We start from the raw sequence: 25,736 nt of genomic DNA, 5'->3' as shown, positions 1-25,736 counted from the left end.
GGATAGGTCGATCGACCGATGCGACAGGACGGGGCCGACGTACACCATTGGTGACACGGTCTCCATAAACGCTCACCGAGGCTCGAAGACGCAATGCGAATTGCGGACAGCCTTGCCCGCCAACACTTCCGACAGACCGTGCTCGACTGCGCGCCGCGCAGGATTGTCGCACCGATCGAAGGAATCTCATGTCTCATCAACTTCGGTACGGCGCCCGTCGTCGTACCGTCGGCGTCCTCGTGGGTGTCGCCGCCATCGCGTTCGCGACCGTCGGCGGCCCCGCGCTGCCGGTCGCGGGCGCGTCCAGCCATCGCGAGGCGCCCCTGGTCGCCGCCGATCCGGCGGTGGACAACACCGATGTATACGCGTTCGTCAGTCCCGACAAACCGGATACGGTGACGATCGTCGCCAACTGGTTCGGGCTCCAGGAGCCCAACGGCGGGCCGAACTTCTATCCCTGGGCCACCGACGCCAACTACGACATCAATATCGACAACGACGGCAACGGCAAGCCGAACCTCAGCTACCGGGTCAACTTCACCACCGACGATCGGCGCGGTGGCACCACCTTCCTCTACAACAACGGCCCGGTGACCGGTCTCGACGACGAGAATCTGCTGTTCCGGCAGAACTACACGGTGTCGGTCAGCCAGGGCGCCGACGACTGGCGTCCGATCGCGCACGGTCGAGTGGCGCCGTCCTACACCGGGCAGGCATCGATGCCCGACTACGACGCGCTGCGCAAACAGGCGACGACGAGTCTGCCGGGCGGCGGAACCGCCTACGTCGGCGCCGCCGAGGACCCGTTCTTCCTCGATCTGCGGGTGTTCGACCTGCTCTACGGCGGGGACCTGTCCGAGGTCGGCACCGACACACTGGCCGCGTCCAACGTCAACACCGTGGTGCTGCAAGTGCCGAAAAGCGATCTCGCGCTGCGCAACGACGCGACACGAAACCCGGTGATCGGCGTGTGGAGCGACACCGAACGCAAAACACTGCAACTCACCCCGGGCGCGGCCACGTCGGTCGGCGAATTCGTGCAGGTGTCGCGACTGGGCAACCCGCTCGTGAACGAGGTGGTCGTCCCGGTCGCGCTCAAGGACGCGTTCAACAGCCTGTCGCCGAGCAGGGACGCGACCATTCCCGAAGTGGTCCGCCGGGTCACCGATCCCGAACTGCCGAAATTGATCGAGGCGCTCTACAAGGTGCCCGCCCCCGCGGGCCCGCGCAACGACCTGGTGGAGATCTTCCTCACCGGAATCGCCAAGAAGGCGCCGACATTGGACGGCAGCGCGCCGCCCATCCAGGCGGATCTGAATTCGCAGATCCTCAACGCCGACGTGCAGGCCTCGACGTTCCAGCCGTCGGAGATGCTACGACTGAACATGTCGGTGCCGGTGACGGCGAAACCGAATCGGCTGGGCGTGGTCGGCGGGGATCTCCAGGGATTCCCCAACGGTCGCCGCTTGAGCGACGACGTCGTCGATATCGCCTTGCAGGCCATGGTCGGCGCGGCCCAGACCGGCAAACCGGTCGAGGCGCTGGCCGCGGGGGACAAGGTGGACGCCAACGACACGGCGTTCTCCGGGAGTTTCCCCTATGTCGCGCTGCCGTCACCGGGTAAGACCACCGGGGGCAAGGCTGTCGGCCAGACCTCGTCGACGGCCGACACGACGAACACCTCCGTCGCGATGCCGCAGGGCGGGGACGACGACACGTCGGCCGTGCTGCTCGTCGCCGCCGGGGTCGGTGTGGGCGTCCTCGTCGCGGGTGGCGGACTGCTGCTGATCCGCCGTCGGTCGCGTCGGGCGCCGAGCCCGTCGTCGAACGGCTGATTCCGGTGCGGGCGGTGACATCGAGCCGATGTCGCCGCCCGCACCTCTCCGTACCCCTGCCACTCGAGGACTCATGATGTCCGACAATCTCTTTCGCACTTTCCGCACACCTCTACTCGCCCTGCTGGTGCTCGCCGGGTTGATCGGCGCCGCCGTCGGTGTCACCGTCGCGTGGCCGGGCGGTTCGCCGACGGTCGAAACCGTCGCCGCCGATCCGAGTGCCCCCCTGCGCGCGGAGATCGCGCGGGCGAGACAGCAATTGGATCGGGTGCCGGGTAATACGACCGGATGGGCGACGCTCGGCGCCGCCTACGTCGAACTGGCGCGGATAACCGCGGATCCGGAGCACTACGGCGCGGCCCAACGCGCGCTCGACCGATCGATCGAGCTGAAACCGCGGGACAATGCCGACGCGCTGATCGGGTTCGGCGCGCTCGCCAACGCCCTGCACGATTTCACCGCCGCGCGTGACTACGGCGCGCAGGCGCTCGCGCTGCGACCGAACAGCGCCGACGCCCACGGTGTCCTGATCGACGCGCTCACCCAACTCGGCGAGGCCGACGCCGCGACGGCGGCGGTCCAGCGGATGCTCGAACTGCGACCGGGCGTGCCCTCGTTCACCCGCGCCGCCTACGACCTGGAACTGCACGGCCGGACCGACGACGCCGCGGCGGCACTGCGCATGGCGCTCACCGCGGCGACCACCGCCGACCAGATCGCCTTCTGCCGCTACCACCTCGGCGAACTCGCGTTCGATACCGGCAACCTGGATCAGGCCGAAAGCGAGTACCGCGCAGGTCTTCTCGCGTCCCAGGACAACGTGGCACTGCGCCGGGGGATGGCGAAGGTCACCGCGGCGCGCGGGGATCTCGACGGGGCCGTCGAGCAGTACGAAGCGCTGACCGCCGCCGCGCCCCTGCCCGAATACCTGATCGAAATGGGTGAACTGCTCGAAGCGGCGCGACGTCCGGAGGAGGCGGCCGCCGCCTTCCGGGAGATCTCCGAGCGGTTCCATCGGCTCGAGGAACAGGGCGTGACCGAATATATCGACGCCGCCCACCTCGCAGCCGAACACGGCGATCCCACCGAGGCGGTGCGATTCGCGGAACTGGAGTTCGGCCGCAGGCAGAGCGTGATCACCTCGGATGTGCTCGCGTGGTCGCTGCACAAGGCGGGCCGCGACGCCGAGGCGCTCGGCTACGCGGACCGGGCGGCGGCGCTCGGGTGGCGCAGCGCGTCGCTGGCCTATCACCGAGGCATGATCCTGGCGGCCCTGGGCCGGGCGGATCAGGCCGCCGCCGCGCTGACCACCGCACTGGAGATCAACCCGCATTTCTCGCCGCTGCACGCACCCCGCGCCAGGCAGGCCCTGGCGGCCCTGGCCGGACGCTGAGCTCGGCCGTCCAACGGGCTTGACAGCCAGCGTGATTCGGGCCGAGCCCGCCCGCGATACGGTAGGGGGGTGACTGGCGCTTCTCCCCATCTCGACACCGGTAGCGAGCATCGGGGGTCGGCTCGGTCGGGCGGTGTCCCACCCGCGTCCATCCGGGTCACCGAAGTGCTGGCCGCGCTGTCGTTGACGACCGATCTCGCCACCGGAGTCCCGTTCGAGAAGGGGCTGGCGACCTGTCTGGTGGCGACCGCGCTGGCCGAGCGGATCGGCATGGATCAGTCCGACCGGCGCGTCGTCTTCCAGGCCGCCCTGCTCGGCGCGATCGGCTGCACCAGCCGGGCCTCGGAGAACGCCGCGTCCTTCGCCGACGACATCGCCTTCCAGCGCGCCTATCACGTGCTCGACCCCGGTGACGCCCCGGTCTACGCCGCCCAGTTGGCGCAGTTCGGCTCCTGGGCGCCCGGTTTCCAGCCCGCGGTGCGCGAGCGGCTCGTGGAGATGACGCCGGAGCAGGGTTCGGCGGCGGTCCGCTCGGTGTGCGAGGTCAGCCGAGCTCTCGGACCCCGGCTCGGTCTGCCCGACGCCGCGGTGCTCGCGCTGACCGAGGTCAAGGAACGCTGGGACGGTCTGGGAAAGCCCGAACACCTCGGGGGAGAGAATATTTCGCTGCCGGGCCGGATCGTGCACGTCGCCGAGCAGGCGGTGCTCGCCGCGACGGACCTGGGCAGGCGCGGGGCGGTCGACGAACTGCGGCGGCGCGCGGGCGGACATCTCGATCCGGATCTGGTCGCCGCGTTCGCCGCGGGTGAGATCTGGGATTGTCTCGATGTGCCGGACGCGCTCGCCGCGGTCATGGGCGCCGAGCCTGGTGTCCCGGTGTACATCAGACCCGCCGAACGGCTGGAGCTGTGTTCGGCGCTCGCCGTCGTCGTCGATCTGAAAGGCCGCTGGCTGCTGGGGCATTCGGCGCACGTCGCGGGCCTCGCGCACGGCGCGGCGAAACTGTCCGGGCTGAACGCGGCCGATATCGATACCCTCAGCGCCGCGGCCACGCTGCACGATATCGGCCGGGTCGGTGTGTCGTCGGCGATCTGGGATCGCCCCGGACCGCTCGGCGCGGGGGAGTGGGAGCGTGTCCGGCTGCACACCTACTGGACCGATCGGGTACTGCAACGCTGTCCCGGCCTGGCGGATCTGCGTGAGATCGCCTCGGGTCACCACGAATGTCTCGACGGCAGCGGATATCACCGGGGCGTACGCGGCCACGATCTGTCCAAATCCGCCCGAATCCTCGCCGCCGCCGATGTTTTCGCGGCCCTCACCGAAGCGCGGCCGTACCGGCCCGCCCATTCGCCCGACGCCGCGGCCGCGATCCTGATGTCCGCGGCGACGACGGGTCGGCTGGACACGGCGGCCTGTGCCGCGGTCGTGGAGGCCGCGGGCCTGCGGAAACCGCGCACCGAATATCCCTGCGGACTCACCGAACGCGAGGTGGAGGTGCTCCGACTGGCCGCCCGCGGCCTCTCGAACCGCCTGATCGCGGCGGAACTCGTGCTGTCCGAACGCACGGTGGGCCACCATCTGGCCCACATCTACGACAAGACCGGCCGCCGTACCCGCGCGGGCGCCGCAGTCTTCGCGATGGAACACGGTCTGATGCCGGAGTGATCCGCCGTCGCCGGACCTCGCGCGCCGGTAGTATGCGAACAGGATCCCCGAGGCGATACGAGCACCTCGGGGATCCTGTCGTTCACTCCGCTCGAGCGCGCCGTCGCACCGCAAGCAGAACCAGACCCGCGAGCACCGCGACCGTCACCGCGCCGACGATCACCATCGTGTAGTCCGAGTCGTCCTCGGCCGCCGCCGGTGCCGCGCGGGTGACCGGTGCGGGTTCGGGGCTCCCGAAGGTCAACGGGACCGCGGCCAGAATGGCGGTGGGATCGGTCAGGCTGGTCACGGCGATCGCGCAGGCGCCCGCCGCACTCGTGCAGTCCACGCCGCCGACGTCGGCGGCCAGCGTGATGGATGTGCTGCCGCCCTGGGATTTCCAGACCCCCGCCGCGTCGGCGCTACCCATCAACGCGGTCGGCAGGTTGCAGTCGGTCGGCCCCTTGACCAGCGGTTTGCACTGGCCGACGGCCACCATCGGCAGATTCGCCGGCAGCCCTTCGAGCCTGACGGTGACCGATTGGCCGACCGCGACCCCGGTATGCGATTCGACCTGTAGCGCGGGATCGGCCGCCGCCACCGGACTCGTCGCGAGCAGGCCCGCGCCGAGCAGTACGACCGCGCCCGCGCGTAATCGCGTCGTCGTCATACCGCGCCTATCCGAAACTCAACGGAACGGTCGCCATCATGGCGGACGGATTGTTGAGCGCGGTGACGGCGACGATGCAGGCGCCCTCGAACGCGGTGCAGTCGACACCGCCGATACTGGCCGCGAGAGTGATGGCGGTACCGGAATTGGAGGTCCAGTTGCCCGCGTCGTCGGCCTTGCCGAGCAGGGTGCCCGGCAGATTGCAATCAGCCGGTCCCGAGACCTGCGCCTTGCACTGCCCGATCGCCACCGAACCCTGGATCCCGTCGATTCCGCTCAGCGACACATACACCGCCTGCCCCGGCGAGACCCCGGCGGTCTGACTGACCGACAGATACGGGCTCGCCGCGGCGACGCCCGTCGCGCCGAATGCCGCCGCGCAGGTGAGCGCCGCGATGGCGCCGAACCGGATTCGCGTGAATGTCATTTCTCCTCCTGGATTTTTCTCTGATTCGCGGGAATGGTCAGCGCCAGGCCCGTGATGATCGCCAGCAGTGCCGCGGTGGCGAACCACAGCGGTGTCGACGGGCCGGACAGGTCTTCGACGGTGGCCGTACTCGCGGCCACCGGCGTCTGCGCGGTGCCGCCGTGGAATCGCGTTCCGGCGAATCCGATCAGCACGACGGCGGAGTTGGCGGCGAGAATGGATTCCGGCTCGCTGCCCGGCAGCGGCGCGGCCGCGATGACGCATTGCCGCTGGGCGCAGTCGATATCGCGGAATTTGGACCGGGCGGTGAGCGTCAGCTCCGGAAACGTTCCGTCGGCGCCGATATTGACGAAGGTCGCGCCGCCCTCCAGGTCGCAATCGGTGAGCCCGTTGGTATAGCCCTGCTCGCAGAGCCCGACCGCGACAGCGGCGAGACCGGGCCGGAATCCGCTGCCTCGGACGGTGATCCGCTGACCTTCGGTCACACCGTCCTCGGTCCCGACGTGCAGGGTCGCGGTGTCGGCGGGCGCGGCGTGGCCGATCGCGGGCGCGGCGACGAGCCCGGCGGCGAGCAGGGGAGCGAAGACGGCACGGCGCAGCGCGGCGCGCGTGGAGGTGGTCACGAGTGGTCTCCTTCCGAAACGGCGGACTGTGTGCGAGGTTTCGCCGCTACGACGGACCCGGCGGTGACCGATGCGGCGACGATCGCCAGAACGGGAACGACGGTCAGCGTGAGCGCCGTCCCCGCGCCGAATATCGCGCCCAGTGCCTCGGCGACCGCGAGCCCGGCGACGGCGCCGAGCCCGCCCGCGCACACGGCGAGGGCGGTCGGGCGGACGGCGCGGGGATCGGTGGACCGGTCCAGTTCGAGTGCCGCGCGCGCGGCGGCCGCCACGGTGACCGCGAGTCCGATCGCGAGGGTCGACGGTCCGGGGGCGAGGGCGACCAGCAGCGGCCCTCCGGCGGCGACGACCAGGATCAGCGCCACCGAGACCCGCCGCAGCGGCACGAGTACGGCTACCAGGGCCGCGACCGCCGTCGCGCCCACGACGGGCATCTGATCCACCCCGACGACTTCCCAGCGGAACAGCAGCAGATGCAGTGCGGGAGTGACGGTCACGCCGAGAGCCAGACCGGCGGCGGCGTAGCCGAGCAGGACCGCACCCGCCGCCGTCGTGCCGTCGGTGACGGGTGCGGCGGTCGCGGGGGTCATGGCCAGCGGTATCGCGAGCACGCCGAGCCCGGCGGCCACGACCCCGGCCACCATCAGCCCCGACATCGGGTCGTCGTAGGACAGTCGCGCCAGCGTGGCCGCGCCGAGCAGACCGAGCCAGTTCAGCGCGTGCCGGGTGGTGCGCGCGTTCGCGCCGAGTGCGCCGAAGGCCGTTCGGCCGGTGGTGTAGGCGATGCCGGTGAGCGCGCCCGCGGCCAGTGTCGCCGCGGTGAAGAGGGTCGGTTCAGAGGCGACCGCGACCAGTATCAGCGCCGCCCCCGCGCCGATACCCGACCACGCGCCCGCGCGGGCGGCGGTGTGGCGGAACAGTCTCGGCACGGCGAGGGCGGTGAGGCATCCGAGCAGCGCCGCCGTCACCACGACATATCCGACGACCGCGCCCGGGATATCGAGGACGCCGCCGATCGGTTTGGACATCAGGATCAACTGCCCGCCGCCCACCGGTCCCGTGACGGCTGCTCCTGCGGCGAGGGCCCACGCGAGCAGCGTGTCACCCCGGGTGGCTTCGGTATCGGTGGCCGACGCCGAGGCGAGCGCGGTCGAGTCGATCGACGGCTGGACAATGCTGTGGTCGGTCACCTTGCCTCCTGACATGTTCCGCTATGAGAAACGCAGTTTCGGAATGGGCTCAATTGAATCGGTGGCGGAGTGAGAGTGTCAAGGTGCGAAAACGTCCCGAAACACGAACGTTTCATCGGATTTCGCGACCGGCGTGACGCAGCCGACAGACACCGGTCGGTACGGCTGGAGAAACGGACGTTTCCCTTGTAGCGTGGCCGTCGATCGCGTTGCTTCGATGCCGGGCCGCCGTGTCCGGCGCTGTGGAAGGAGGCGCGATGTTCTCCGTCGCACTGGTTGTGCTGTCCCTCGTCGAAGTCGCGACACTGGTCGCGCTCGGGCGACCCGGCACGGGTGTGCGCCGTCGCCTGCTGATCTGGGCGGTCGGCCTCGGATGTGCCTACGATTCGGCGATATTCGGGCTCGGGGCCGTGGTGGGAGCCGGGCAGGCGCTGGAGACAGCGAGTTGGTTCCGGTTCCTCGGCCACGCGGTACTGACCCCGTTGCTCGTCGTCTGGGCCGCGTGGAAATACGCGGACCGACCGGGGATTCGGCGCGGCGCGGTGGCGGTGACCGCGTCGCTGATCGTCTGGGGCCTCGTCGCCGACGTGTGGGGTCTGCGGCTGACGGTGCGCACCTGGGCGGACACGGTGCGTTACGCCCCGGAGGAGGCCGCCGTCCCGCTGCCCGCCCTCGTCGTCGTGGTCGTTCTGATCGTGGCGGGGGCGATCGGATGGCGCCGCGCCGGCGACGCCGCGTTGCTGATCGGCGCGCTGGTGATGTTCGTCGCGGCAGGCGCCGGTGCCGCCGCGCCACCGCTGGGCAATCTGGGCGAGGCCGTGTTGCTCGCCGCGATCGTGGTGGCCGAACGCGGCACTTCCCTACGCCGCACCGCTGATTCGGCCGGTCGGCGCGAGGCGTAGCGCCGAGCCACGCCGACCGGTTCGCGGTGGAACCGCTCGATCAGTACGGGCGCAGGATCTGCGCGCCCGGCGCCGCGGCCACCCGGCGGAAACTCTCGTCCGGGTAGAACTCCGAAGTGGGGGTGCCCGACAGGTAATCGTCGGCCCAGCCGATGGCGAGTGCGTCCAGTTCGGCCACGTTGGAGGTCTGCGGCTCGCCGCACAGCAGGGTGCCGAGCAGATCCGAGCTGCTGCCCTCGGCGTCGGTGTGCACGCCGCCGGTCAGGCGGACGCCGAGGAACGGGCGGTGCAGATACTGCTGCATCGACATCGTTCCCGTCCCGAGGTTGTTGCACGCCGATGGCGCCGCGGAGATCGCCTGGATGGGCAGCGAGGTGGTGTCGAGATTGATCAACGACGGATCGGTGTTGTTGTCGATGAACGATTTCACCGGGTCGAGCAGGATCAGGCCGCGCAGACCCGACCAGGCCGCGGGGTAGGTGGTGCGCAGGCGGTCGGCGACATAGGTGACCGCTTCCGCGCCCGCCGAATGACCCACGAAGACCATCTGCCGTGGCATCGCCACGGGGCCGCGCCCGACGCGCTCGGCGGCCTCGGTCAGACTCGCGCCGAGTGTGCTCGCCGGATCACCGGCGGTGCCGAACAGTCCGGCGACATTGTCGAGGAAATCTCGATTGCCGGTCAGGTTCTGCAAGGTGCAGCCGTTGAGGTCCATGAACGGCAGCGCCGGGGTGAAGACCAGATAGCCCGCCTCGGCGAAACGCGTCGCCAGATCCGCCACATTGGCGTTGCTGCGGGCGAAGCCGTGTTGCAGCCATACGAGGCCGCGGGGCTGACCGGACGGGAAATACCAGTCCGACGACTGGTGCAGGACGGCCGACCCGCACGCGATGTCGACCGATTGGGCGGTGTGGGTGACGGACTCGGCGTGCGCGAGCGCCGGGGCGAAGAAGGCCGCCCCGGCGACCGCGGTCGCGGTGATCACGGTGGGTAGTCGAAAACTCATTCTGGCGCTCCTGCGATGACTGGGATGTTTCCTCGAGCGAAATGGCGTTTCTCGACCAATTAGCGGTCACGCCCGACCCCGTGTCAATGGCGGGAAAAGTGATCGACATCGCCTCCGACCTGCCGTGATTCGGCCGATTCGGGGCAGAGTTTGCGTCGTGGAAACCGTGTCGGCACATTCGCCGGAAGCGGTGCCGCACCGCGGTATCCGCGCGAGGCGGTCCGGGTCGGCGCGAACGCCACGACTCTTGCCCGTTACCCGGTGATGATCTACCGTCTCAGCGCTGATTCGCGTGTCGCCGCAGAATATCGCGGCCCGCGATGATCGGGAGATCGAGGAATGTCCGGATTCCCGGGGCAGCCGCGCATACCGGAGCGATCGCGTGCACCGCGTGCATGGCGGTGCCGAGGCAGCCCTGATCGACCTCGTCCTCGCCGTGGGTGGCGATCCTGGATTCGAGCACCATGGACGGCACCCCTTCGACGGTCACCTTCCAGCCACGCCCGGTCGGCCAGTCCGGCGCCTGGTCCGGCCGCATCCTGGTGATGTGCTCGACGGTCAGCATCGGCCTGCCGTCGATGATCGCGGTGTAGGAGAACCGTTGCGCCGACACCGTTCCCGCCTCGATCAGTCCCGCCTTGGTCTCGAACGGTTCGTCCGTCACCGTGACGCGACGGTCGAAGACGAAATCATCGATGGTCGCGCCGAGGCCCTCGGCGAGCAGCATCAGCGGCGCGCGGAACGCGGTGCCCGCCACGATCGGATCGGCCATCAGCACCGGCTCGTCCGGATGCTTCCCGAAACCCATGATGCCGAAGACCATATCGGTGCTGTCGTAGGTCGAGTAGTCCAGAAGTTCCTGTACCAGAATGGAATCCGTACGGTACAGCAGCGGGGACAGGGTCAGCGGCAGCACCTCGGCCGCCCACCCCGGCTCGATACCCGTGCCGTGGAACGACGACGCACCCTCGGCGCACGCGCGCTCGAGCCGGTCGACGACCTCCTGCCCGAGGCTGAGGGGGTAGATCAGTCCGGTCACCGCGGTGGACACCACGTTCTTCCCGGAGGCCAGCAGTCGGCAGATGTCCTCGACGGCGCCCGTCGGATTCATCTCGCCCTGCGGCATGTACAGGACGCAGTCGGCGTCCAGCGCGAGGATTTCCTCGATATCGTGGGTCGCGATGACGCCGACGGGGCCGATTCCGGCGATCTCCCCGACGTCACGGCCCGCTTTCGCCTCGCTGTAGGCGTACGCGCCGACAAGTTCGAGGCCCGGCAGATCGTGGACGGCGGCGACCGCGTGCCGCCCGACCGTCCCCGTCGCCCATTGAATCGTTCGCAGCACCGCATCGCTCCTCACATCGTGCCCGAGGTATTTCGCTGATGACCATACTGTATTCGAAACAGTATGGTCGGCGATCAACGAAACGCGATATCCGGCGCCTTTCGGACCGTTGTCAGTGGTCCCGCAACAGCGTTCCCGCGCCCTCGATCCGGTCCGGGATGCCGTTGTCACGTAATGCCATCCACCAGGTCGCGGCATTGATGGCGATCACCGGTTTGCCCAGCCAGCGTTCGGCTTCGTCGGCCAAGCCGACCATCGACAGATTGGTGCCGCACTGCACGATCGCGTCGATGTCCTCACCGTCGACCCGGAGTATCGCCGAGCGCAACACGTCCTCGGTGACATGGGCGATCGACACCGCCGTCGGGCACCGCAACCCCTCGATGGCGGCCACCTCGAACCCGAGTTCGCCGAAGAAGCGCACCACATTGGCGTCGCCGACGGGTTGATAGGGCGTCACCACACCGATCCGACGCGCGCCGAACAGCTCGAGCGCGCGACGGCACGCCTCCGCACCGGTGGCGACCTCGAGCCCGGTCAGGCCCCGGATCTGTTCGACGAACCGCTTGTTGCCCTCCACTCCTTCCCAGAAGGTCTCAGCGGACATACCCATCACCATGTAATCGGGCTCGCAGGTCAGCACCCGCTCGCAGGTGGCTTCCATCTCGGCGCGGATCTGGTCGAGCAGTCGGCCCATGCCCTCGTCGTCGTCCATGTTCTGGTCGCGGATGTGGATGCGCCCGAAATGGGCGGTGACTCCCGGCACGCCCATGCGGGCGAAATCCGGTTCGACCACGGTATTGGTCGACGGGGCGAGTACGCCGAACTTGCGGCGCCAGCCCAGAACGTCGGGCATGGTTGTCTCCTCTGTTCAGTGCGCGACTTCACGCGCCGACCGGGGTGTCCGCCGCGAACAGGTCGCGTCGACGGACCGGGGCCAGCGCGAACCGCGCGGCGATCTTCGGGGTGGTGAGCCAGCGGACGTGAGCGCCGTTGCGCGCCTGCGACACCGCGCGCTCGGCCAGCCAGGGCGCGACGGTGTCGACGTGGTCGGCCAGGATGTTCATCACCTTGCGCACCTTGACCAGTTCGTCCTCGGTATAGCCGTGGGTGAGCAGGTCGGTGACGACCATGCCCGGACTGAGCCGCCCCACCGAGACCCCGTCGGGCACCTCCCGCGCGAGCGCCTCCGACAGATAGGTGACGGCGCGTTTGGTCGCCCCGTACACGCCGAGGCCTGCGACCATCCGCCCGTCGCTGCCGAGTCCTTCCATATTCCAGACGTGTCCGCCGCCGCCCGCGGCCATCCCGGCGATCGCGACCGCGCAGCCGTGGATCGCGCCCAGCAGATTGGTCTCCACCACCGCCTGCGAGGTGGCGGCGCTCAGCGCCCACGCCCGCTCCCGGTCGTGCGAGATCCCGGCGTTGTTGATCCAGATGTCGATGGGGCCGAGCAGTTCGCACCCCGCGTCCCAGAACCGCTGGACCTGGTCGCGATCGGTGACATCGGCGGCCATCACCAGCGCCTCGTCGGGCAGTTCGGCGCGCACGCGCTCGATCCGATCGGGATCGGTGCCGCAGACCGCGACCCGATGACCCGCCGCGAGCAGGGCGCGCGCGATCCCGAGTCCGATACCGCGGGTGCCGCCGGTCACCGCGACGGTCTTGACGGCGTTCACGACCGCTCCAGAATGCCGTGCAGCACCGCGTCGAGGCGGTTGTGCTCGAAGATCTCGTAGACCACGGCGATCCGGGTGCCCGCACCCATGCCCGGTTCGGCGTTCATGACGAATTCCCTTCCCTGTAGACGCTTTCCATCGGCGAAATGCATCAGCGGATAGTTGGCGCGCCCGTAGGCGGTCGCGTTGCCCCAGCCGTCGGGGCCTTCGTAGAACAGCCGGGCGCCGTCGCGGCGCGCCAGTGTGCGGTAGTCGTACTCGATCGCGCCCGACCAGGTGATCTCGTGCCGCGCGGTGAGCAGATTCAGCGGGTCGATCGCCAGTTCCATCCGTACCGGCCCGAGCGGTCGCTGGTCCGCGCCCCACAGCTCGCATGCACCGGTGTATCGGCTGGCCTCCTTGGACGGCAGGATGAAAGGCACCGCACCGCAGCGTGTCTCGTGCGCGAGATGGTCCCGAACCAGTTCCGGGACCCGCGTGTAGAGACCGTTGAAAACCCCGACCATCGCCGGTCCCTGCCGCAGCACCGAGGAATACACCTGGGTGTCATCGATGGTCTGGTTCCAGGTGTTCAGGCTGACCTGCCACCCCGGTCCGTAGTAGTGGGCGTCGACGAAACTGCCGTAAGGCTGGCCCGCGCCGAAGAAATCGGGACCGGTGTAGAGCCGATCGGCGTCGGAATCGGTGACGCCGAACGCGAACGGCGCGGCCAGCGCGAAACGTCCGGCCAGTGCGCCACCGCCCTCGATGCCGCCGTCCATGTAGTAGGTGGTGACACCGTCGCGGAACACCGAGGAGCGTCGGATGTTCTCGAATCCGCACCAGGTGCCCTGCGCGTCGAACAGTGACGGCCTGCCGACCCATTCGCCGGTGATGCGCTGCTGCCAGCGACTCGGTTCGACCGCGGTGCTCATACCAGCAACTCCCCACGCACCAGATCGCACTGCTCGGGACCGATCAGCCGGGTGACCCGATCCCACACCGGATCGACCCGGGGATCGAAGAGATTCGCGCGGTTGGCGCGATCACGGCCCGCCAGGTCCGCGGCGACCTCGCCGATGCCCTTGTCCACCAGGGTCAGCCAGTGTTCGAGATAACTGTCGACGGTGCCGTCGAGTGCGACGAAAGCCTCGGGTGTGACCCGGCACACCAGCATCCAGGGCGACATCATGGCCCTCTGACGTGGGCCGATTGCGGCTGGTGAAATGCCTTCGGTCGACCATGCCATTTCGAGTAACGGTGTGAGGGGTGCGAACACCTCGTCCAGGTAGTCCAGATTCACCGCCAGATCGGCCCGGGGGATCAGATCCAGATGCATCGCGTGGTACTCGGCCGACGCGACCGAATCCAGGGTGAAATGCGGTATCGCCGAATCGCTTCCAGTGAACGCGAAGATCATGTGGCTGTCCAGGCCGATCTGCGGCACGACCAGAGACACCGTCACCGCCTTGTCGATCGGTCCGCCGCGCAGCACGCGCAGCCTGCCGACCGGTTCGGGTGACATCGCACTGGTCAGGGCGACGTCGCGGGTCACCGCCAGATCGAAGGCGTCGGACAGTGTCGCCAGCGTGCGGTCACTGAGCGCGGCGGGCAGGCTCATCGGGTTTACCTCCATTGCGGGCCTTGTGCACCCACGCACTGGCCAATTCGGGGTGGTCGCGGCGAGTGGGCGAGGCGATGACGGTCGCGTTGCGCCGTGGCCCCTCGGTGGCGATGATGTCGTCGCCGCCGACCCACCAGCCCTGTGCGATCAGCTGGGCGCGGCGACGGCGGTAGGCCACCTGGAGCGCGTCGCTGCGGACATGCAGTTCGTCGGCGAGGTCGAAGGGCAGCAGTTCCGGGCGTTGCGACTCGACCACGGGCCGATCCTGGACCAGGATCTTCTCGATACGTTTGCGGGCGTTCTCGTCGGCCCAGCCGCCGGTGAAGAAATTGCGGTAGCCGATGATCTTCACCATGGTCCGGTCCTGGGTGATCGGGATGTTGAAGTCGTAGAGCAGCATGTCGCCGATCGGCAGGCGCACATGCAGTTTCACCACATTGGGCAGGTACCAGCCGTTGGTGACGGTGACGTATTCCGGACGCGGCTTGCGTTTGGCCAGCAGGCCCCACAACCCCTTTGGCGGCGGTGGGCTCAGGAAGATGTCGGCTTCGGCCGACCAGTCGTCGGAGCGGATCTCGAAAGCGGGGATCTCGGGTTTGTCCGGGTTGCCGAAGGAGGTGCCGTGCACGAACGGGGTGTGCGAGGCGTCGACGACGTTCTCGAAGGTCCGCTCGTAGTTGGCGTTCAGCTCCATCTCGAAATGCACGGCCCGGAAACTCGGATCGTCGTGTTCGGGGATGACCGGAATCGGGGGGCGCTCGTCCTCGGGCAGATCACCGAGAAAGGCCCACACCATGCCGTACCGTTCGACGGCCGGATAGGAATCCACCCGCGCCTTGCGCGGAATAGTTCGCTCCTCCGCATTGGCCGGGATCTTCACGCACGCCCCGTCCGGGTTGTACTGCCAGCCGTGATACGGGCAGGCGATGCGATCACCGACGAGACTGCCCATCGCCAGGGAGCCGCCGCGATGCACGCACAGATCCGACAGGCAGACCGGTGCGCCGGATTCGCCCCGGTAGAGGACGAAATCCTGGCCGAGACAGGTCACCCTGATCGGTTTCCGGGTGACCTTCTCCGCGAATTCCAGTGCGTACCAGAAGTTCTTCAGCATGTGCGCTCGCTCCTATCGGCGGTGCAGGACGACACCGTCGTCGGAAACGGAGCCGTCGTCGGATACGGCGACGTCGCCGAACGCGGACAGCTCGGCTCGCGCGTGCGCCGAACCCGACACGTGGGTGTGCAGGAACAGCGCGGTCAGCCGGGAGAACGCGGGCATCGCGTCGGTGTCGGCGGGCCCGTCCAGGAATGCCCGCGCGGCGGTCGGATCGGCATCGGCGATGGCGAAGTGGTTGGCGCCCTTGATGATCGCGAGCAGATTCTCGCCTTCGGGCAGCGCCTCCTCGAAGGTGCGGGCGACCGGATCGGGCCGCTCCAGCCCGTCCTCGCCGTAGCGGTCGGCACTGCCCATGATGACGCCGTCGTTGGTTCCGACACCGAGCAGGACCGGGCAGGTGACCTGTGCGGGCAGCACCGTGCCCGGCGCCCAGCCGAGCATCGTCGCCACCATGTTGTGCGCACCCCAGGCGAATACGGCCGCGATCTCGGGGAAGTATCGCGCCGACTGCAAGGCGACCGTGCCGCCCGCCGAATGCCCGCCGAGCGCGACCCGCTCGAGATCCAAAGCCCCCGCCAACGGACCCGAGGTGTTCAGTTCGGTCAGCGAGGAGAGAATCGCGCCGATCGTCGGGCAGGTGGGCGCGGTGCCGTAGGTGTCGGGCCGGGCCGCGGCGAGGTCGACGCCGGGCGTGAGCCCGAACTGTCCGCCGAACAATTCGGCGACCCTGTCGAAAGTGACGACGACGAAACCGCTGTCGGCGATGGCGGTGGCGAAGCGGCGGTAGGCGTCCTGGCCGACGTTCACCCCGGACAGGAACAGCACGACCGGATACGGCGCGTTCGCCGGATCGGCCCCGAAGACGCCGGTGAGACGTTCGGCGTCGTCACCGCGGACCTCCGCCGGGTAGTACACCTTCAGGTGCGCGGTATCGAAGGGTGCGGTCCCGTCGGTGCGTACCGACCACCACAGGGAACGGATGATGCTCATGGATGTCCTCCGGCGAATCGGGGTGGTCGGCGTCTCGCGCTCACGCGACCGGCCGTGCTAGGACGCGGTCGCCGCCCCACAGCGCGCGGACCAGCCGTTCGGTCAATTCGGCGCCGAACATGCGCTCGCCCATGACATTCGCGGGATCGCGTTCGGCGATATTGCGCCGGATCGCCAGATCGCGCCCGGCCAGTTCGGCGCGCTGTTCGGCGGGTACCGGCTCGGCCGCGTCCACCCAGCCGAGCCACTGGTCGACGCGACCGCGCAGCAGGGCGGCGACCGTGTCCAGGTTGGGTCTGGTCGACGGGAACGAATAGCAGTAGGCGGTGGGGGACAGGCTCGCCCTGATGAATCCGGTACGACTGGTGAACCACGCGAAATCGGGATGCTCGGCCTTGAATGCCAGCCAGGGGGCGTCGTTCTCGGCGTAGTAACTGTCGAAGTAGTCGCCGTCGCCGACCATATCGCCCCGGGGTACGGCGTCGACGTAGAACCAGCCCTCCGGCCACAGCAGCAACGCGATCGCCAGATGCGGTACCCGGGCCTGGGGGCCGAGCCACAGCGTCAGGTGCAGATTCACGAATCCGGTGCCCGGGTCGCCGATCCACGAGTGCACCAGCCAGTCGACCTCGGGTCCGGTGTAGGCGGCCAGACTTCCGGCCGGACCGGTCTCCGGGTCGCCGTAGTGTTCCAGATCGACGGTGGACGGGTCGCGCGTCAATTCGAACCGCGCCGCGAGCCGATCCTTCAATTCGGTGAGCAGAGCCCGCCATTCGGTGAAGGTCTCGCTCACGTCGGTACGCGGATTCTCGTCGACCATCTGCTCGACGTGTTGCAGCGTTTCGCTCACCTGATCACTTCCGTTCCTGACGTTGCGATGGCGAGCGGCCGCAGCGGACGCCCGTCCACGAGATTCGTGCCCTTGGAGACATTGCGGTTCACCGCTTGGGCGGGCCGCACGGTGGCGCTGAGACTCACCGATCCGGCGACCGTCGCGCTCACGACCGGATGGCTGATGACCCCGGTGAACGGACCACGCCACGCGGTCCACAGCGTGAAATCCGGGCTCAGCGCATAACACGCGCCACGGAATTCGCCGTCCGCGTCGTACCCGGCGGCGACGATGTTGAGCCGGTTCTCCGCCGACCGTTCGGCCAGGCCGAGCCGCAATTCCCACGGCTCGGACGGCGTGTGGGTGACCGCGACGACATCGGCGTCGGCGACCGCGGCCAGCCGGAACGTCTCGGGGAAGATCGCGTCGTCGCCGACCACGATCGCCACACGGCCCCAAGGCAATTCGAAGACGAGCAGGCCGTCGCCGAGTTCGGTCAGCCACGGGTGCCGACGCGTCGGATGCAGTTGCGGCTGACGCCCCACCACGCCTCCCGCGTTCACCAGCAGTCCGTGGTTGGCCGCGCCATCGCGCACCGAGACCACCGCGTGCGCGGTCGAATCGGCGAGCGCGTCGACGAGATCGCCCAGCGGGATATCGGCCAGTTCCGGCAGCACGATCAGCGCGGCCCCGGAGCCGGCGGCGGCGCGGACCAGCGCGACGTCGGCGGCCACCACCGCGGCCGTGACGGAAGGCGCGCCGGGCGGCGCTGTCCGGGCGGACGGTTCGGCGAGCGGGTGATAGATCTCGGGACGTCGCGCGGCCAGCAGATCCGTGCCGTCGGGCCGGATCTTGTCATCGGCGCGCGCGACATCGATATCGGCGACGACGATCGCCTCACCGGTCGGCGGTGCGATCGCGACCACCGTGCCGTCCGGCGCGACGATCTGGCTTTCCCCCGCGCCGTGCAGCCGGTCCGGCGGAACCCCGAGGCGCGCGGCGATCTCCGGAACGAGTTCTTCCGGCAGCAGCGGCCCGACCTTGTTCGAGGCGACCACCCACACCTTGTTCTCCGCCGCCCGCACCGGCACGTGCAGACTCGCCTCGTCGACGGCGAAGGAGTTGAGACTGTTCAACAGGATCTGCGCGCCGCGCACCGCCAGTGAGCGGGTGACCTCGTTGATGACGCCTTCCATGCACGCGTACATCCCCAGCCGCCCGATCGGGGTGTCGATGACGGGCGAATCGGTGTCGCCCGGATCGAAGTAGTCGTTCTCCGCGCCCATCAGGACCTGTTTGTCGGACTCGCCGAGCAGCGCGCCGTCCGGTCCGTAGAGCAGGCTCGTCGCCGTCGTGCGGCCGTCGTCGCGGGCGAGGCCGACGCCGATCTTGACGTAGAGGTTGTGCCGTGCCGCACGTTCGGCGACCGCGGTGAGGAACTCGTCACCGATCCGGCAGGCCGCGCGCCGTGCGTGCTCCCGATCGGCGTACCAGGATAGGTGGTGACAGAACTCCGGCAGCACGACGAGCTCGGCGTTCGCCTCGGCAGCGGCATCGATGGCGCGCAGGCACGCGGCCAGATTGACGGTCACCTCCGTGCCCGCGGCGAATTGCGCGGCCGCGACTCGACTCATGGCATCGTCCTCTTTCCGCAGCGGATGGTGTTCCGTAGATCGAAACAGTGTTTCCAATCGACTCGAATTCTGTCCCGCTGCCGATCGCGTGTCCAGGCAGGCAACAGGCAATTCATCCGGACGTAACATGCGGTGAGCGACGCCCGAGGGGCGTTCGGCTCGTTCGGAGAAACGCGAATGGGCTTCGGCCGACCGTTCGGCGCGCTGTCGAAATCATTCGAAGGCTCGGCGGGACCGCAGTACCGTCGCGATATGCCCGCCCTGATCGCTCCCACCACGCGTCTGCACACCGCCTGGCTCCAGGCACACGCCGAATGGGGACCCGCACGCCGCTACTGGATCAGCGTGGAGTAGCCGCTGTCGCGGTGACTTCGTTGCGGTACAGAGGAGTTCGCGTCGTCCGAGGTCCCGAGACACCACCCGCGCCGTATTCTGCTCCCATGACGTGGTCCACCGCCGAGATCCAACACCAACGGAGCAGACTGCGCGCGATCCTCGAACGGGCCACGGGGGTATCGGCCACGGAACACGACGTGTACGCCACCGTCGAATTCGTTCACGGCGTCACGACGACGCAGCGGGTGAGCATGTGGTGGGCGGGAGACATCGTGCGGCTCGGCACGTGGGTCGGCGAACTGAAACCGCAGTACACCGCCTTCTATTCGAATCCGACCGTGGTCGACGGACTACTCGCCCTGGAGGACCGTGGCTGGTCGATCGAGGCGAATCTGCATCTGGCGTACCACACTTCGCGACCCGAGCAGCGATGGTATCCCGACATGGCCCTGACCGGCCGCGACTACATCGGCCGATGGACGCGGGACCTCCCGCACGCGGGACGTCGCCCGCGAGAGGAGATCGCCGATCCGCGATTCGGCCGATGGCTCGTCGACCGCGGCTACCTCACCGACCGCGAACTGCCCGGCCTGCGCGCGACGCCGTGAGTGCTGCGTCGTCACCGAATCCGCCTGCTGCCGAATGACCTCACACTCCGCGCACGACATCGCTCGACATCGATCCGTACCTTCGACCGTGATCGGCGAGGGGCCCGGCTCGGTACGCTCGTGGCATGGGCGGGGACTTGCCACTGCTGATCGCGACCATCGGCCCGTTGGCAGTGTTCGGGTGGGCGGCGCTTCGGGCGAAACATCGCGGCCTCGGAGGGTCGTTCGTCGGGCCGTTTCAGGAGATGTTCGATCCCGGCGCCGCGCGAGCACAGATCGTCATCGAGGAGACCGCCGAACTGCCGGATCCTGCCGACTCCGGAGACCCCGGCAACGACGACGATGCGCCGAACACGGTGGTGTACAAGGGTGTTCGGCTCCATATCGACCCCGACAAGGCTCGGCGGCGTGGAGACGATGGGACCACCGGCGCGCCGGGTGAGCACCCGCCCGGCTGATCCGGCAACTCCGTTCCCCGAAGTCGGTCGGCCGATGGGTCGGACCCGGTGGGAGGTACTCACCCCCATCCTGTCTGTCAGCCGAACACCCGACTCTCGCAACCTCACCGAGCGTGGAAAAGAATCGACACCCCGAACGCGGCCCCGTGACGGCGCCGACCGATGATCGTTGAGACCGGCCGTCTATCGCCGCGAGGCACATCGGGCAATCCGTCGAAGGTCTAGACGACCTTGGCTGCGATCAGCAGGTTCCAGATCTCACCCTGATCGACGACTTCGACGCCGAGCTTCTCCGCCTTGGTCAGTTTGCTCTCCCCGACCCCGGCGCCGGTGATGAGCATGTCGGTATTCGCAGACACCGACGACGCCGCCGTCGCGCCCGCCTTCTCGCACAGACGCTGGAACGTCGGGCGAGCCACCTTCTCTCCGGAGCGCGGGTCACTGAGCGCGCCGGTGATCACCACCGTCTTGCCCGCCAGGGGCGCACCCGCCGCGACGACGGGCGGTAGGTCCTCCGCGCGGACGTCGAGACTGACACCCCGCTCGCGCAGCCGTTCCAGTTCCGGGCGCAGGCGCGTGAGGTGCGCGACCAGCGAGGCAGCGACCTTCGGTCCTATGTCTTCCACCGCGACGAGTCGTTCCTCACCCGCGTCGGCGACCTCCTCCAGTGAACCGAATCCCGCCCGGGCCAGCCGGGCGGCGGTGCCGTCGGAGGCCATCGGGATCGCCAGCCCGATCAGCGCACGGCGCAGACCGACCTGGCGGCTGGCGTCGATCGAGTCGATCATCCGCGCGGCCGAGACCTCACCGACGCGATCGAATTCGAGCAGGCGCTCCTTGGTGAGCGTGTAGAAGTCCGACGGGTGCTCGAGGATGCCCGCCTCGGCGAGGCGTTCGATCCACACTCCACCGATGGCGTCGATATCGGCCGCCGCGCGCGAGGCCCAGTGGATGAGTCTGCGGACCGTCTGCGCGGGACAGGAGACATTGGTGCAGAACAGTTCTCGGCTGTTGCCCTGTTCGGTCACCGGCTGCGCGCACGAGGGACAGACGGTGGGCGGCACGATCTCGACTTCCTCGCCGGTGCGTTTGGAGGCGTCGAGTACGCCCGCCACGAACGGGATCACATCACCCGCGCGACGTACCAGGACGGTGTCACCGACCTTGATATCGCGGGCGCGGATCACCTCCTGGTTGGCCAGCGTCGCCTTGGTGACGGTCGTCCCGCCGACGAACACCGGCTCGAGCCACGCGACCGGCACGATCTTGCCGGTCTTGCCGACATCCCAGATCACCTCGCGCAGCAGCGTGGTCTTCTCCTCGGCGGCGAATTTGAACGCCAGCGCGCCACGCGGCGAGTTCGACCGGGTCCCGGCCGCCGCGTAGGCGTCACGGTCGGCCAGTCGCAGTACCGCGCCGTCGAGGTCGTAGTCCAGTTCGTTGCGATCCCGCTCGATCGCGGTGATCGCCGCCTGCGCCTGTTCGGCGTCGGCGCACAACCGCATCTGCGCCCCCGCTACCCCCAGCGCCCGCAGCCCCTCGCCGAGGTCGACCGCAGTGTCGTCGTCGGTATCCAGGTCGAAACCGAAGAATTGCAGACGGCGTTCGGCGACCGTGGCCGGGTCCTTCGCGCGAAGCGTGCCCGCGGCGGCATTGCGCGGATTGATCAGCGGTTTGTCCGGATGTGCGGTGTTGTAGGCGAGGAAGGTCGACCGCAGCATCACCGCCTCGCCGCGCACCTCCACCCGCCCCCGGGAATCGATCCGCTCGGGGACGCCGTCGACCAACGCGCGGACCAGCATCGTCACGTCGTCACCGGTGGTGCCGTCACCCCTGGTGATCGCGCGCACCAGCGCCCCGTCCTCGAAGACCAACGCCAGCGACAAGCCGTCGAGCTTGGGCATCACCACCACCGGCTGGCCGGGGAAACGGTCGAAGAACGCCGCCACCTGCTCGGGCGTTGTCGACTTCTCCAACGACAGCATCGGCCGCGAATGCCGGATCGGGGCGTGCAGCACCGCGGGCGCGCCGACCTGCTCCAACGGATTCAGGTCCGGCGCGAGCTCGGGATTCGCCGCGATCAGGGCGCGCAACTCGTCCTCGACCGTGTCGTAGTCGGCGTCCGCGACCAGCGGCGAGCCCTGGTAATAGGCCTCGCGCAGCGCCACGATGCGGTCAGCGAGCTCTCGGATGTGTTCCCCAGTTTCCACAGACCATGACGCTACAGAAACCCACCGACACCACCGCGCACCGTGGACACCGTCGGTGTCGGCGTCCACGCGGCGGGTGCCGCGAAAATCGGTTCTCCGATCGAGATCGGCCGGGTGTACTGACACCATGACGATCACATCTGTCACCGTGCGCACCGCCGGTGACGTCGATCTGCCCGCCGTGTTGCCGCTGGCCGTCGCGTTCTACGCGGAAGACGGTTTCGCCACCGGCGAGCAAGCCCTGCGGCGCAATCTCGCGACGCTGCTGACCTCGTCCGCGGCGCGGGTCGCGCTGGCGTACTCGGCCGATCGGCCGGTGGGCTTCGCCGTCACCACCACCGGTTTCGGTCTGGAAAACGGTCCGATCGCCGAACTGGAGGACCTCTTCGTGGTCCCGTCCGCGCGTCGGCACGGCGTGGCGGGCCGACTTATCGAGGACAGTGCCGGGTGGGCGCGCGAGCGAGGCTGCGGACGCCTCGAGTTGGTCATCGCGCCCAACGGTGGCGAGGTCGGGCACCTGTTCGACTTCTACCTCGCCTGCGGTTTCCGAGACGAAGGGCGCAGCCTCGTCAGCCGCCCCCTCTGACGCGACACCGCGTTTGCGGCGATGAGCGTGCTGCGGGCGGTGCGGCAGCCGTGCTTCTACTCACCGATGCGTTATCGTCGCCCCCCGAAGGGTATGCCGGGTAGGTAAGTCACCGAGGTTCATCGCTCACCTGAAACACGTTGTCAGGGAGGAATTGTGGACATCACCGAACTGATTCTCGACGACCACCACGAGCAACGGCGGCTGTTCGCGATCCTGGAGCAGATCGATCGTTCGGAGGTCGCCGTGCTTTCCGTCATCTGGGACAGACTGGCGGCCTTCCTCGAATTGCACGCGCAGGCGGAGGAGGAGATCTTCTACCCGGCGCTGCTCCAGGCGGGTATCGCGGCCCGGCGCGCGAGTGGGGTGGAGAACGAGACACTCGACGCCATCGGCGACCACAACGAGATCAGGGACGCGATCGCCGAAGTGGCGCGTCATCGTGCAGGCACCGACGACTGGTATGCGGCTGTGGCAGCGGCGAATGCGGCGAACAGTGACCACATGGGCGAGGAAGAGCGCGAGGGCCTCACCGACTTCCGCCGCCTGGCGAGCCTGGACCGCCGCCACCGGTTGGCGGTCACTTTCGCCGCCTATGAGGCGCGCAACTACGCGGGTGTCCAGCCCGTCGACAAGGATCCCGTCGGCTACGTCCGCGACGCGGAGAAGAAGATGCGCACCGACACCGGCGGATCGCTGAGTGTCGGCACCATGAAGCGGAACTGACCCGGCGGACGGGGCCGGTTGGCGATAATCCCGGCTTCCGTCCGATGTCCTTGTCGGAGTTCCAGGCCGCACCTTTCAGGTCATCGCCCGGGGCGGTGGGCGATCGAGCACGCCGCCTGGCGCCCGACGATCATCTCGGTTAACGTATCGTTCCACTGGCCGAAACGACGTTTCTTGTTTGGAGTGTGATCCGGGTGGACAGTTCCTCGTTGCACCACATCGTGCTGATGAAATTCCTCGACCGGTCCGACGCGTCCGAGGCCAGGCGCAAACTGCTGGTGATGGCGGACTCGGTGCCCCAGATCAGCACCATCGCAATCGAACTCGACGAAGCGGGCACGGACGTGTCCTACGACCTGTGTATGACCACGGTGCACGATTCCGCCGAGGCGCTGCGCGGATATCAGGCCCACCCCGCGCATCTCGAACTCGCGGCCTGGCTGGTGCCGCGCCTGGCCGACCGTGCCGTGGTCGACTACCGGCGCTGACCGCGTGCGCCCCGTTCAGCCCGCCGGATAGGCATTGGCCGCCGCCCCCGTCCCGCCCCGCCGGAATGCCGCCGGCGCGTGCCGGACGACGGTCTGCGCGTACTCGCGCAACCCTTCTTCGGCGTATTCGCGCCCGAATCCACTGCCCTTGATCCCACCGAACGGCGCGCGCAGCGACATACCGGTGCGATTGTGCGTATTGACGAAGGTGAAACCCGCCTCGACGCGCGCGGCGACGGCGAAGGCCCGGTCCTCGTCGGCCGACCACACCGACGCGCCGAGTCCGAGTTCGCCGTCGTTGGCGCGGGTGACGACCTCGTCTTCGCTGTCATAGGTGAGCACGGGCAACGCGGGGCCGAACTGTTCGAGCCGGACCAGGTCGGCATCGTCGGAAAGGCCGAGAACCATTGTGGGAGTGAGGAAATAGCCGTCACCCGCGGGCGCGGACGCCAAGGGGACGAGCTGCCCGCCGCGCCGCGCGGCATCGGCGAGCAATCCGCTCACACGTTCCGCCGCACCGCGCGTGACCACCGGCCCCATGGTGACCTCCTCCGACGTCGGATCGCCCACGCGCAGAATGCGTGCTGCCGCCGCCCGATAGGAATGCACGAATTCGTCACCGCGTGCGCGCGGCACGTAGACGCGTTTGGCCGCCATACAGACCTGGCCCGCCGTCGCGAACGACGCGAGCACGAGCCGTTCGTAATCGGCGTCCGTCAGGGCGAAATCGTCGAGGAATATCGCCGGGTCGTTTCCTCCGAGTTCCAGCAGGATCGGCGTCAGCGCCCGCCCTGCCGCGGCGGCGATATCGCGCCCCGCGGCCTCACCCCCGGTGAACGCGATCTTGCGGACCGATTCGTGCTCGACGAGCGCGAGCACGGTGTCCGGACCGCCGTGCACGACGATGGTCTCAGGCAGGTGTGCCGCCACCGCCGACACGGTCAGCGGGGCCAGCGGCGACGGTTTGAGGACGACGGTATTCCCCGCCGCCAGCGCCGGGGCCACCTTGAGCATGGACAGGATGATCGGCGCGTTCCACGGGGTGATCGCGGCGACGACCCCGTACGGCTGCGCCACCAGGTCCAGACGGCCCAGATCGTCGTCGAACATCGAACCGACCAGTACCGCAGGAGCTTTCGCGCACACCCAGCGCAGATAGGTGACCGCGAAACCGATCTCGCCCCGGCAGTCGGCCACCGGTTTGCCCGACTCGCGCGCGAGCAGCAGCGCCAACTCGGGAATGCGGGAGGCGATCACGTCGGCGGCTTCGCCCAGCACGGTCAGCCGTTCGGCCATCGGACGGCGTGACCACACGCGGAAACCCTCGTGCGACTCTCGCACAACGGCCGCCACCGCCGCCGGTTCGGTGACCGGCACCGATCCGACGATCTCGCCGGGACGGGCCGGATTCTCACGTTCGATCCACATCGC

General features: G+C 68.6%; 26 protein-coding genes. 10 read left to right on the top strand and 16 right to left on the bottom strand.

Annotated features, from left to right (window positions below; all coding sequences use genetic code 11):
• Positions 1-188: 188 nt before the first annotated feature.
• The 3 genes from JZ792_RS08950 (at position 189) to JZ792_RS08940 (ending at position 4,896) form a co-directional block, all read left to right on the top strand.
• Positions 189-1,835 carry a DUF4331 domain-containing protein gene (locus JZ792_RS08950; RefSeq protein WP_216908722.1) on the top strand — a complete coding sequence of 549 codons (1,647 nt, stop codon included), beginning with the start codon at positions 189-191 and terminating at the stop codon, positions 1,833-1,835.
• 76 nt (positions 1,836-1,911) lie between these two features.
• The gene (locus tag JZ792_RS08945; protein ID WP_216908720.1) at positions 1,912-3,228 is read left to right on the top strand and encodes a tetratricopeptide repeat protein; all 1,317 of its coding nucleotides are present in this window, start codon (positions 1,912-1,914) and stop codon (positions 3,226-3,228) included.
• A gap of 69 nt (positions 3,229-3,297) precedes the next feature.
• A complete protein-coding gene (locus JZ792_RS08940; RefSeq protein WP_216908718.1) occupies positions 3,298-4,896 on the top strand; it encodes an HD domain-containing phosphohydrolase in 1,599 nt (532 codons plus the stop codon).
• 82 nt (positions 4,897-4,978) lie between these two features.
• On the opposite strand, the gene JZ792_RS08935 is transcribed toward JZ792_RS08940, so the two are convergent.
• From JZ792_RS08935 to JZ792_RS08920, 4 genes are read right to left on the bottom strand one after another with little or no spacing between them, the layout of a single operon-like run.
• On the bottom strand, positions 4,979-5,545 hold the full coding sequence (locus JZ792_RS08935; RefSeq protein ID WP_216908716.1) for a neocarzinostatin apoprotein domain-containing protein: 567 nt from the start codon (positions 5,543-5,545) through the stop codon (positions 4,979-4,981).
• Positions 5,546-5,552: 7 nt separating this feature from the next.
• Complete coding sequence (locus tag JZ792_RS08930) at positions 5,553-5,972, bottom strand: neocarzinostatin apoprotein domain-containing protein (protein ID WP_216908714.1); 420 nt, start codon at positions 5,970-5,972, stop codon at positions 5,553-5,555.
• Positions 5,969-6,595, bottom strand: coding sequence for a neocarzinostatin apoprotein domain-containing protein (locus tag JZ792_RS08925; protein WP_216908712.1), 627 nt, complete (start codon positions 6,593-6,595; stop codon positions 5,969-5,971). Before JZ792_RS08925 ends, JZ792_RS08930 begins: the two co-directional genes overlap by 4 nt.
• Positions 6,592-7,785 (bottom strand): hypothetical protein, encoded by a 1,194-nt coding sequence (locus JZ792_RS08920; protein WP_216908710.1) that lies wholly within the window; start codon positions 7,783-7,785, stop codon positions 6,592-6,594. The genes JZ792_RS08925 and JZ792_RS08920 overlap by 4 nt, the downstream gene beginning before the upstream one ends.
• Before the next feature lie 257 nt (positions 7,786-8,042).
• Between JZ792_RS08920 and JZ792_RS08915 the strand changes: the two genes are divergently transcribed.
• Positions 8,043-8,687, top strand: coding sequence for a hypothetical protein (locus JZ792_RS08915; RefSeq protein ID WP_216908708.1), 645 nt, complete (start codon positions 8,043-8,045; stop codon positions 8,685-8,687).
• Positions 8,688-8,727: 40 nt separating this feature from the next.
• On the opposite strand, the gene JZ792_RS08910 is transcribed toward JZ792_RS08915, so the two are convergent.
• The 10 genes from JZ792_RS08910 to JZ792_RS08865 all read right to left on the bottom strand — a co-directional run bounded on the left by JZ792_RS08910 (position 8,728) and on the right by JZ792_RS08865 (position 18,893).
• On the bottom strand, positions 8,728-9,693 hold the full coding sequence (locus JZ792_RS08910; RefSeq protein WP_216908706.1) for an alpha/beta fold hydrolase: 966 nt from the start codon (positions 9,691-9,693) through the stop codon (positions 8,728-8,730).
• Between the two features lie 277 nt (positions 9,694-9,970).
• On the bottom strand, positions 9,971-11,038 hold the full coding sequence (locus tag JZ792_RS08905; protein WP_308165214.1) for an NAD(P)H-dependent amine dehydrogenase family protein: 1,068 nt from the start codon (positions 11,036-11,038) through the stop codon (positions 9,971-9,973).
• A gap of 112 nt (positions 11,039-11,150) precedes the next feature.
• A complete protein-coding gene (locus JZ792_RS08900; RefSeq protein ID WP_216908702.1) occupies positions 11,151-11,894 on the bottom strand; it encodes a maleate cis-trans isomerase family protein in 744 nt (247 codons plus the stop codon).
• 28 nt (positions 11,895-11,922) lie between these two features.
• A complete protein-coding gene (locus tag JZ792_RS08895) occupies positions 11,923-12,717 on the bottom strand; it encodes an SDR family oxidoreductase (RefSeq protein WP_216908700.1) in 795 nt (264 codons plus the stop codon).
• Positions 12,714-13,631, bottom strand: coding sequence for a hypothetical protein (locus tag JZ792_RS08890; protein ID WP_216908698.1), 918 nt, complete (start codon positions 13,629-13,631; stop codon positions 12,714-12,716). The genes JZ792_RS08895 and JZ792_RS08890 overlap by 4 nt, the downstream gene beginning before the upstream one ends.
• Complete coding sequence (locus JZ792_RS08885) at positions 13,628-14,317, bottom strand: hypothetical protein (protein ID WP_216908696.1); 690 nt, start codon at positions 14,315-14,317, stop codon at positions 13,628-13,630. Before JZ792_RS08885 ends, JZ792_RS08890 begins: the two co-directional genes overlap by 4 nt.
• On the bottom strand, positions 14,292-15,434 hold the full coding sequence (locus JZ792_RS08880) for an aromatic ring-hydroxylating dioxygenase subunit alpha (RefSeq protein WP_216908694.1): 1,143 nt from the start codon (positions 15,432-15,434) through the stop codon (positions 14,292-14,294). The genes JZ792_RS08885 and JZ792_RS08880 overlap by 26 nt, the downstream gene beginning before the upstream one ends.
• 12 nt (positions 15,435-15,446) lie before the next feature.
• On the bottom strand, positions 15,447-16,427 hold the full coding sequence (locus JZ792_RS08875) for a dienelactone hydrolase family protein (protein WP_216908692.1): 981 nt from the start codon (positions 16,425-16,427) through the stop codon (positions 15,447-15,449).
• Between the two features lie 40 nt (positions 16,428-16,467).
• Positions 16,468-17,277, bottom strand: coding sequence for an oxidoreductase (locus tag JZ792_RS08870; protein WP_216908690.1), 810 nt, complete (start codon positions 17,275-17,277; stop codon positions 16,468-16,470).
• A complete protein-coding gene (locus tag JZ792_RS08865; protein ID WP_216908688.1) occupies positions 17,274-18,893 on the bottom strand; it encodes a nitrilase-related carbon-nitrogen hydrolase in 1,620 nt (539 codons plus the stop codon). Before JZ792_RS08865 ends, JZ792_RS08870 begins: the two co-directional genes overlap by 4 nt.
• 177 nt (positions 18,894-19,070) lie before the next feature.
• Here JZ792_RS08865 and JZ792_RS08860 point away from each other — a divergent pair, with 177 nt between their 5' ends.
• From JZ792_RS08860 to JZ792_RS08850, 3 genes are all read left to right on the top strand, one after another.
• Positions 19,071-19,247 carry a hypothetical protein gene (locus JZ792_RS08860; RefSeq protein ID WP_216908686.1) on the top strand — a complete coding sequence of 59 codons (177 nt, stop codon included), beginning with the start codon at positions 19,071-19,073 and terminating at the stop codon, positions 19,245-19,247.
• A gap of 86 nt (positions 19,248-19,333) precedes the next feature.
• Positions 19,334-19,837, top strand: coding sequence for a hypothetical protein (locus tag JZ792_RS08855; protein ID WP_216908684.1), 504 nt, complete (start codon positions 19,334-19,336; stop codon positions 19,835-19,837).
• A gap of 125 nt (positions 19,838-19,962) precedes the next feature.
• Complete coding sequence (locus tag JZ792_RS08850; protein ID WP_216908682.1) at positions 19,963-20,295, top strand: hypothetical protein; 333 nt, start codon at positions 19,963-19,965, stop codon at positions 20,293-20,295.
• A gap of 221 nt (positions 20,296-20,516) precedes the next feature.
• Here the strand turns inward: JZ792_RS08850 and ligA are convergent, their stop codons facing one another.
• Positions 20,517-22,505 carry an NAD-dependent DNA ligase LigA gene (gene ligA / locus JZ792_RS08845; protein WP_216908680.1) on the bottom strand — a complete coding sequence of 663 codons (1,989 nt, stop codon included), beginning with the start codon at positions 22,503-22,505 and terminating at the stop codon, positions 20,517-20,519.
• Between the two features lie 127 nt (positions 22,506-22,632).
• Between ligA and JZ792_RS08840 the strand changes: the two genes are divergently transcribed.
• The 3 genes from JZ792_RS08840 to JZ792_RS08830 all read left to right on the top strand — a co-directional run bounded on the left by JZ792_RS08840 (position 22,633) and on the right by JZ792_RS08830 (position 24,305).
• Complete coding sequence (locus tag JZ792_RS08840; RefSeq protein ID WP_216908678.1) at positions 22,633-23,091, top strand: GNAT family N-acetyltransferase; 459 nt, start codon at positions 22,633-22,635, stop codon at positions 23,089-23,091.
• Between the two features lie 156 nt (positions 23,092-23,247).
• Positions 23,248-23,817 (top strand): hemerythrin domain-containing protein, encoded by a 570-nt coding sequence (locus tag JZ792_RS08835; RefSeq protein WP_216908675.1) that lies wholly within the window; start codon positions 23,248-23,250, stop codon positions 23,815-23,817.
• A 194-nt stretch (positions 23,818-24,011) separates the two neighbouring features.
• The gene (locus tag JZ792_RS08830) at positions 24,012-24,305 is read left to right on the top strand and encodes a Dabb family protein (RefSeq protein WP_216908673.1); all 294 of its coding nucleotides are present in this window, start codon (positions 24,012-24,014) and stop codon (positions 24,303-24,305) included.
• A gap of 15 nt (positions 24,306-24,320) precedes the next feature.
• On the opposite strand, the gene JZ792_RS08825 is transcribed toward JZ792_RS08830, so the two are convergent.
• A complete protein-coding gene (locus JZ792_RS08825; RefSeq protein WP_216908671.1) occupies positions 24,321-25,733 on the bottom strand; it encodes an aldehyde dehydrogenase family protein in 1,413 nt (470 codons plus the stop codon).
• Positions 25,734-25,736: the final 3 nt, after the last annotated feature.

This window comes from Nocardia noduli, from assembly GCF_019038455.1.
GTDB classification, from domain to species: domain Bacteria; phylum Actinomycetota; class Actinomycetes; order Mycobacteriales; family Mycobacteriaceae; genus Nocardia; species Nocardia noduli.
This window is presented reverse-complemented; position numbering and strand designations above follow the sequence as displayed.

Coding starts and splice junctions, on each gene's coding strand:
- JZ792_RS08935 (WP_216908716.1), bottom strand. CDS start 5,545: ATGACGACGACGCGATTACGCGCGGGCGCGGTCGTACTGCTCGGCGCG.
- JZ792_RS08855 (WP_216908684.1), top strand. CDS start 19,334: ATGACGTGGTCCACCGCCGAGATCCAACACCAACGGAGCAGACTGCGC.
- JZ792_RS08945 (WP_216908720.1), top strand. CDS start 1,912: ATGTCCGACAATCTCTTTCGCACTTTCCGCACACCTCTACTCGCCCTG.
- JZ792_RS08825 (WP_216908671.1), bottom strand. CDS start 25,733: ATGTGGATCGAACGTGAGAATCCGGCCCGTCCCGGCGAGATCGTCGGA.
- JZ792_RS08850 (WP_216908682.1), top strand. CDS start 19,963: ATGGGCGGGGACTTGCCACTGCTGATCGCGACCATCGGCCCGTTGGCA.
- JZ792_RS08875 (WP_216908692.1), bottom strand. CDS start 16,427: ATGAGCATCATCCGTTCCCTGTGGTGGTCGGTACGCACCGACGGGACC.
- JZ792_RS08860 (WP_216908686.1), top strand. CDS start 19,071: ATGGGCTTCGGCCGACCGTTCGGCGCGCTGTCGAAATCATTCGAAGGC.
- JZ792_RS08890 (WP_216908698.1), bottom strand. CDS start 13,631: ATGAGCACCGCGGTCGAACCGAGTCGCTGGCAGCAGCGCATCACCGGC.
- JZ792_RS08930 (WP_216908714.1), bottom strand. CDS start 5,972: ATGACATTCACGCGAATCCGGTTCGGCGCCATCGCGGCGCTCACCTGC.
- JZ792_RS08885 (WP_216908696.1), bottom strand. CDS start 14,317: ATGAGCCTGCCCGCCGCGCTCAGTGACCGCACGCTGGCGACACTGTCC.
- JZ792_RS08880 (WP_216908694.1), bottom strand. CDS start 15,434: ATGCTGAAGAACTTCTGGTACGCACTGGAATTCGCGGAGAAGGTCACC.
- JZ792_RS08900 (WP_216908702.1), bottom strand. CDS start 11,894: ATGCCCGACGTTCTGGGCTGGCGCCGCAAGTTCGGCGTACTCGCCCCG.
- JZ792_RS08840 (WP_216908678.1), top strand. CDS start 22,633: ATGACGATCACATCTGTCACCGTGCGCACCGCCGGTGACGTCGATCTG.
- JZ792_RS08910 (WP_216908706.1), bottom strand. CDS start 9,693: ATGAGTTTTCGACTACCCACCGTGATCACCGCGACCGCGGTCGCCGGG.
- JZ792_RS08915 (WP_216908708.1), top strand. CDS start 8,043: ATGTTCTCCGTCGCACTGGTTGTGCTGTCCCTCGTCGAAGTCGCGACA.
- JZ792_RS08865 (WP_216908688.1), bottom strand. CDS start 18,893: ATGAGTCGAGTCGCGGCCGCGCAATTCGCCGCGGGCACGGAGGTGACC.
- JZ792_RS08950 (WP_216908722.1), top strand. CDS start 189: ATGTCTCATCAACTTCGGTACGGCGCCCGTCGTCGTACCGTCGGCGTC.